Origin of the sequence: Blastococcus tunisiensis (genome assembly GCF_900112815.1) — a bacterium.
GTDB classification, from domain to species: domain Bacteria; phylum Actinomycetota; class Actinomycetes; order Mycobacteriales; family Geodermatophilaceae; genus Blastococcus_B; species Blastococcus_B tunisiensis.
This window is the reverse complement of sequence record NZ_FOND01000024.1, coordinates 44,231-50,502: the sequence shown is the minus strand read 5'-3', so window position 1 is coordinate 50,502 and position 6,272 is coordinate 44,231. Positions and strand designations below refer to the sequence as shown.

Annotated in this window: 8 protein-coding genes; all 8 read right to left on the bottom strand. The window is 74.7% G+C overall.

The annotated features are described in order from the left end of the window. Positions 1-114 precede the first annotated feature (114 nt). Complete coding sequence (locus tag BM142_RS21470) at positions 115-882, bottom strand: crotonase/enoyl-CoA hydratase family protein (protein ID WP_092203113.1); 768 nt, start codon at positions 880-882, stop codon at positions 115-117. A gap of 68 nt (positions 883-950) precedes the next feature. Beyond that, entirely contained in the window at positions 951-1,715 is a 765-nt protein-coding gene (fabG, locus tag BM142_RS21465) for a 3-oxoacyl-ACP reductase FabG (protein WP_092203111.1), read from the bottom strand. Positions 1,716-1,864: 149 nt separating this feature from the next. Then, entirely contained in the window at positions 1,865-2,284 is a 420-nt protein-coding gene (locus BM142_RS21460; RefSeq protein ID WP_092203109.1) for a DUF350 domain-containing protein, read from the bottom strand. A gap of 203 nt (positions 2,285-2,487) precedes the next feature. Continuing rightward, the gene (locus tag BM142_RS21455) at positions 2,488-3,801 is read right to left on the bottom strand and encodes an AI-2E family transporter (RefSeq protein ID WP_092203107.1); all 1,314 of its coding nucleotides are present in this window, start codon (positions 3,799-3,801) and stop codon (positions 2,488-2,490) included. 82 nt (positions 3,802-3,883) lie between these two features. Continuing rightward, positions 3,884-4,279: an ankyrin repeat domain-containing protein gene (locus BM142_RS21450; protein WP_092203105.1), complete on the bottom strand. Its 396-nt coding sequence runs from the start codon at positions 4,277-4,279 to the stop codon at positions 3,884-3,886. 44 nt (positions 4,280-4,323) lie between these two features. Next, positions 4,324-5,079 (bottom strand): dienelactone hydrolase family protein, encoded by a 756-nt coding sequence (locus BM142_RS21445; protein ID WP_092203103.1) that lies wholly within the window; start codon positions 5,077-5,079, stop codon positions 4,324-4,326. A gap of 42 nt (positions 5,080-5,121) precedes the next feature. After that, complete coding sequence (locus tag BM142_RS21440; protein ID WP_092203101.1) at positions 5,122-5,667, bottom strand: hypothetical protein; 546 nt, start codon at positions 5,665-5,667, stop codon at positions 5,122-5,124. A gap of 76 nt (positions 5,668-5,743) precedes the next feature. Next, positions 5,744-6,265, bottom strand: a complete 522-nt coding sequence (locus BM142_RS21435; RefSeq protein ID WP_092203099.1) for a hypothetical protein — start codon at positions 6,263-6,265, stop codon at positions 5,744-5,746. Between the last annotated feature and the right edge of the window lie 7 nt (positions 6,266-6,272).

The window sequence follows — 6,272 nt, the reverse complement described above, 5'->3', positions numbered from 1 at the left end:
CGGCGTCCTCCCCCACCGCACGGCGTCCTCCCCCACCGCACGGCGTCCTCCCTCACCGTGCACCGTGGGGGAGGACGCTCGATGATCAGGTTCCCTGATCATGGCCGGGTCGGGTCAGCGGCCCCGCCAGACGGGCGGACGGCGCTCGGCGAACGCGGCGGACCCCTCGCGGGCGTCCTCCGACGCGAACACCGGACCCACGATCTCGTCCTGCCGGTCCCAGATCTCCTGCGGGGCCCACGAGGGAGCGGACTGCACGATCGCCTTCGTGGCGGCCACCGCGAGCGGCCCGTTGGCCGCGACGACGCCGGCCAGCTCGACGGCCGCGTCCAGCGCCGTCCCGTCGTCGACGGCGCGGTTGACCAGCCCGACGGCCGCAGCCCGCTCGGCGTCCACGGGCTCCCCGGTCAGCAGCAGCTCCAGTGCCAGCGCCCGGGGCACCCGCTCGGGCAGCAGCAGTGCCGCCCCACCGGCCGCGACCAGCGAGCGCTTCACCTCCGGCACCCCGAAGCGCGCCGTCCGGCCCGCCACCACCAGGTCGCACGCCAGGACCAGCTCGAACCCGCCGGCGAGCGCGCCGCCCTCGACAGCGGCGATCAGCGGCTTGCGCGGTGGTGTGCGGGTGATCCCGCACAGGCCGCGCCCGGCGATCGCCGGGGTCTCGCCCCGCAGGAAGGCCTTGAGGTCCATGCCGGCGGAGAAGAAGCCGCCCGCGCCGGTGAGCACACCGGCCCGCAGGTCGTCGTCGGCGTCCAGCTCGTCGACGGCGTCGGCCACCCCGCGGGCCACGGCCGCGTCCAGGGCATTGCGTGCCTGCGGCCGGTTGATCGTGACCACCTGCACCGCACCGCGGCGCTCGACCAGGACGACGTCGTCGGACATGCGCTCTCCTCGGGGTGGAACGGGCTGGGGCCCGGGCGCCGCGCGGGCGTCCCGGGCCCCAGTGGCTGCTACGCCTTCGGGCCGCCGGCGGCGTAGACGACCTGGCCGGACACGAAGCCGGCGCCCTCGCTGACGAAGAAGGACACCAGGTGGGCGATGTCCTCGGGCTTGCCCGTGCGGGCCACCGGGATCTGCGCGGCGGCACCCTTGACGAAGTCGTCGAACGGGATGCCCATGCGCTCGGCGGTCGCCTTGGTCATCTCGGTCTCGATGAAGCCGGGGGCGATGGCGTTGGCGGTGACGCCGAACTTGCCCAGCTCGATCGCCAGGGTCTTGGTGAAGCCCTGCAGGCCGGCCTTCGCCGTGGAGTAGTTGGCCTGGCCGCGGTTGCCCAGCGCCGAGGTGCTCGACAGGTTGACGACCCGGCCCCACTTGGCCTCGATCATGTGCTTCTGGGCCGCCCGCGTCATGAGGAAGGCGCCGCGCAGGTGCACGTTCATGACGATGTCCCAGTCGCTGTCGGACATCTTGAAGAGCATGTTGTCGCGCAGGACGCCGGCGTTGTTCACCAGCACCGTGGGGCCGCCCAGCTCGCTCGCGATCCGCTCGACGGCGGCCTCGACCTGCGCCGAGTCGCTCACGTCGGCGCCCACGGCCAGGGCACGCCCGCCGGCGGCCTCGATGGTCTCGACGGTGCCCTTGGCCGCGGCCTCGTCCAGGTCCAGGACGGCGACGGCGAACCCGTCCTGCGCCAGGCGCACGGCCGTGGCCGCACCGATGCCGCGCGCGGCCCCGGTCACGATGGCCACCCGGGTGGCGCTTGCCTCGCTCATGAATGTTCCCCTCACGTCGGATGCGGCAGCCGTCCGCGGGTCCTCCCCGCGACGGACCGAGAGCTGCCCCCGACACGTTACTGGCGGGTACCGCGCCGGCCGTCACACGGTCCGGGTGACGCCGTCCCTCCGCGCGCCCACGGCGTCGGTCAGGGCCAGATCGAGGCGACGATGATCGCGGCCACCGCCAGCTGGACGGCCGCGCTCACCAGGCTGGCCGGGTGGAAGTCGCGGTCGGTCAGGTGCGCGCCCAGCCGGCCGGGGGTGATCAGGTCGAGCACCAGGAACGCCACCGCCTGCAGCAGGACGCCGAGGACGCCGAACACGACGGTGTAGAGCAGCGCCTCCCCGAAGCCGCTGGTGGCGTTCGTCCAGATGCTGGCGAAGACGATGGCTCCCTGGCCGAGGAACCCGGCGGCGAGGGTGAGGGCGGCGTTGACCGACCGGTCCTCGTAGATGTGCCGGCCGAGGTGGCCCGGGGTGAGCAGGTCGAGGGCGTAGAAGCCCAGGACCAGCAGCGCGATGCCGACCCCGGTGTAGGCGCCTGCATAGCCGATGCTCTCCAGCACGGGGAGGACCTCCTGGTGGGAACGGGATCGGGCCTGCCAGGTCTACCGCACGGCACGGGCCGGTGCACGGACCGGGGGCGCTCACCCGCCCGGCGCCGCCCCGTCCGTACCGGCGTCCCCACGGACGACGTCCACCCGGTCGAGCCCCTCGTCCGCTGCGGGCGGCACGAACCACCCGGTGCTGGCGGGCCTCCCGGCGCCGGTCAGTCCGGATCGGTGCCCGACGGCGTCACCGGGCGACGGGGGTGGTGCGCCCGGCGGACCGAGGCGAGCGCGGCGCGGCGGGCGTGCATGCGGCGCTTGGCCCGCATCGTGCGTGGGGCCCGCGGCTCCTCCCGCAGCAGCGCGTCCAGCCAGTGCCCGCGCGGGTCGACGTCCACCAGCAGCGCCTTGACCAGCAGGGTCAGCGGGATGGCGAGCAGGGCGCCGAGGGCACCCAGCACCCACCCCCAGAACAGCAGCGCGAGGAAGGTGACCGTCATCGACAGCCCGACCGAGTCGCCGACGAACCGCGGCTGGATGAGCGTCTGGACGACGAAGTTCAGCAGCGAGTACACGACCACGATGGCGACCAGCTCGCCCCACCCGCCGGCCAGCAGCCCGAGGATCGCCGGCGGCACCACGCCGAGGACGAAGCCGATGTTGGGCACGTAGTTGGTGAGGAAGGCCAGCAGCCCCCAGAGCCCGGCCGCCGGCACGCCGATGATCGCCAGCGCGATCCAGTCGCCGACGGCCACGATGGCGCCGAACACCGTGCTGACCAGCAGGTAGCTGCGGGTGCCCTGGCTGAACAGCGTCATCGCGACCGGCAGGTGCGGGCGGTCCTCCCCCACCAGCGCCATCCGCCGCGGGAAGCCGCTGGACTCGATGGCCATGAACACCAGCGCCGACAGCAGCAGCACCAGTGTGCTCGCGGCGCTGGTCAGCCGGCCCAGCAGGTCGGTGGCCAGGCCGACGAACTGGCCGTAGTCGATCTGGCGCACCAGGTCGGAGAGCTGCCCGGAGACGATGCCCGCGTCGTTGAGCTCCCGGACGACGTCGTTGATCAGGATCTCCGCGCGGTCGGCGTAGTCCGGCAGCAGCGCGGCGAACTGGGCGACGGAGACGATGAGCATCGTCACGAAGGCCAGCAGCACCGTCCAGACGAGCAGCAGCAGCACCGTCGTGGCCAGCCACCGGGGCACGCCCAGCCGGCGCAGCCAGCTCTGCACCGGAGCGAGGGCGACGACCACGACGAGGGCGAGGAGCACCGGTGCGACCAGCCAGGCGATCGCCCGCACCCCCGCGACGGCGATGGTGGCCGCGGCGAGGCCGGCGAGCAGGAGGAACCAGCGCGGGATGCCCGACGGGGTGAGCGGGGACTCGATCGGCGCGGCCCCACCGGCGCCCGGAGCGCGGTCCCCGGTCGGCGCGGCGTCGCGGTCCCCCTCGACGGGCAGGTCGTCGGCCGGCAGCTGCCGCTCGGAGTGCTCCGTCGTCCGCGGGTGGGCAGGACCGGCGTCCGGTCGTACCGCCATGCCGCCTCCCCTCCGGTCGCCCCCGACCACGCCGTCCACCGTCCCCATGCTGCCGGGTGCGCACACCCGGGCGGCGCAGGTGCTACGTCGCGTCGAGCAGCTCCGCCATCGCCGGGAGCTCGAAGAACTGTGCCGTCGCCCGGGCACTGGGACCGCCGGCGTCGGGATCGGCGCCCGCCGCCAGCAGCCGGGTCACCGTCCCGGCGGACTGCCGGAAGACGGCGGCGGCCAGCGCGGTCTGCCCGCGGTCGTTGGCGCGGGAGTGGTCGGCCCCGCGGTCGAGCAACGCTCCCACCGTCTCTGGGTGCCCGTGGTAGGCGGCCAGGATCAGCAGGGTGTCGCCCTTGTCGTTGGTGAGGTTCACCGGGACCCCGGCGTCGAGGTAGCCGGCCAGCTCCTCGGTGTGCCCGCCCCGGCCCAGGTCGAACACCCGCCCGGCCAGTTCGATGACACCCGGATCGATCGGCTCACCAGTCACCGCTCCAGCCTAGGTCGGGCGGGGCGGTCGGCTGCCGCCCGCGGTCACGGGCGCTGCGCGACGCGGTCGGTCAGGGCCAGCACGTGCTCCCAGGCGTCCCGGCAGGCATCGGCCCACTCGCCGTACGCCCGGTCGAAGAACGAGTGCGGTGCGCCGTCGTAGACGACCGCGTCGACGTCCGCCCCGCCCGAGCGCATCGCGTCGGCCAGAGCGAGCTGGTCGGCCACCGGCGTCGCCGCGTCGTCCCCGGCGATCACCATCACCGTGGGCAGGTGCGCCCGGCCCGCGGCGTCCCCGACGAGCGAGGGCCGGCCGTAGAAGCCGACGCAGCCGGCCAGGTCGAGGTCTCCGCCGGCCTGCCGCCAGGAGATGCTGCCGCCGAGGCAGAAGCCCACGGTGACCACGGGGAGCCCGGCGCCGGCCCGCTCGCGCAGGTAGCCGATCGCCGCCGCCAGGTCGGCGTCCACCCCTTCGGGGGTCATCGCCTCGACGTGCGGCTGCCACTCGAAGCCGGCCTCCCGGACGCCGCTGTCCGCCACCCCCGCCGTGCGGCCGAAGTAGTCGATCGCGACGGTGGGCAGCCCCGCCCGGGCGAACTCGCCGGCGAGGGCCACGTAGAACGGGTGCAGCCCCCGGACGTCCGGGAGCAGCACCACGCCGGCACCGGCGGGTGCGGCGGGTGCGGCGTAGGCCGCGGAGAAGGACGTGCCGTCGGCGGCGGTCAGCGACAGGACGCCCCGTTCGGCGACGTCACCGCCGCGCGGTGGTGGGGGCGGGCGGCTGTCGTGGTCGTGGCACATGGCTCGTTCCTAGCGGTAGCGCGCGTGGTCCGCGTCCCGGTCTCAGTCGTGGGCCGCCTCGTCGGCGGCCTGCGGCCGGCCACCGAACACGTCGGCGGCCACCTCGCGGCGGGCGTGGGTCAGCCACTCGTGCTGCCGGTTGGCCTGGTCCACCAGCCGGTCGACCAGCTCGCGATCGATCCGGTGGTCGATGTCGGCGACCTCGCGCAGGGTCTCGAAGCCGCTGCGCTTGGCCCGCACCGCGGACGCCAGGAACTCGAACTCGACCAGCGAGCTCAGCGGCGAGCGCGAGATCAGCCGGCCGTTGAGCTTGAGCCGGGAGATCTTCTCCCCCACCCAGAGGCCCAGCTGCTTGTACCGGCGGACCGGCATGCCCATCCCGGCCATCTGGCCGGCCAGGGCGTCGTTCTCCTCGTGCAGCTCGGCCAGCAGTGCGCGGAGGGGCTCCTCGTAGCGGGACCCCCGGTGCAGGCCGAGCATCCGCTTGACCAGCTGGATCCCCCCGACGGACGCCGCCAGGTGGTCGTTGCAGTAGATCGTCAGCAGATCGCGGTTGCGGATGCCACCGCCGGCGGACGACTCGGACACGGGGCCTCCCAGAACGGCGTCGGAACTGCCGGTGATTCTGCGGGTCCGCTGCCGGTCCCGCTCGGCGTACCCGCGCTCAGGTGCGGACCAGCACGGCGACGCCGACGCAGGCCGCCGCCCAGAGGGCGCTGGCCAGCGTGCCGAGGATGAACCTCTCGGACGCCGCCGGGCTGCGCAGTTCCGCGTACCGCCCGAGCCCCTTGACGGCCAGGACGACGACCAGTCCCTCCGCCGAACCGGCCAGCAGAGAGGCGGCGACGGCGGCCCGCTCCAGGATGCCGATCCATGCGCCGCCGCGGAGGATCTCCGGGTCCTGCGGGCCGCCGCGGACACCGGCTTCCGCCGGATCGGCCAGCTGGAGGACCGCGGTGGCGACCGGACCGCCGCCCCCCACGGCGGCGAGGACGCCCGCGACGGCCGCCGCCTCGGACAGGCCGGCGGAGGCGTCCCCTCCCGCCCACGCGAGCGCGCCGGCCAGCGCCAGCAGGGCGCCCGGGACGACGGCGACCCACGCGGGCCGGGCACGCTCGCCCCAGGCGGTGAGCAGGAGTCCGGCGGCGGCGGTGAGGCCGAGCAGCACGACGACGGCGGCATTCATGGCCGGT

Bases quoted from the DNA above. Each gene is read 5' to 3' on its own strand.
- BM142_RS21470 (WP_092203113.1), bottom strand. From the start codon at position 882: ATGTCCGACGACGTCGTCCTGGTCGAGCGCCGCGGTGCGGTGCAGGTG.
- fabG (WP_092203111.1), bottom strand. From the start codon at position 1,715: ATGAGCGAGGCAAGCGCCACCCGGGTGGCCATCGTGACCGGGGCCGCG.
- BM142_RS21455 (WP_092203107.1), bottom strand. From the start codon at position 3,801: ATGGCGGTACGACCGGACGCCGGTCCTGCCCACCCGCGGACGACGGAG.
- BM142_RS21445 (WP_092203103.1), bottom strand. From the start codon at position 5,079: ATGTGCCACGACCACGACAGCCGCCCGCCCCCACCACCGCGCGGCGGT.
- BM142_RS21435 (WP_092203099.1), bottom strand. From the start codon at position 6,265: ATGAATGCCGCCGTCGTCGTGCTGCTCGGCCTCACCGCCGCCGCCGGA.